This is a genomic window from Paenibacillus sp. 598K (genome assembly GCF_003851045.1).
In the GTDB taxonomy this organism is placed as follows: Bacteria; Bacillota; Bacilli; order Paenibacillales; family Paenibacillaceae; genus Paenibacillus_D.
In genome coordinates, this window is record NZ_BFBX01000067.1 from 1 (window position 1) to 238 (window position 238).

Here is a 238-nt window from a genome sequence, read left to right on the forward strand (position 1 = left end):
AGGCATGGATCGTGGAGGGGTGCGGCGCAGGGGCGAGCGGGTGACCGGGAGTGCGGGGCGTTTGGATCAGGCTGTGGAAACGCCTTGCTCTCCTTCAGCGCTATGCCGCTGTCCTTCAGGCAGCGCACCAGCTCCAGCCAGCAGATATCTGTCTCGGAAGAAACGGAGCACTGCAATGCCCCGGCATGGGAACAAAAGTGCACTACAGCAGCGATGGGGCGGCGAAACGTCCAGGCAA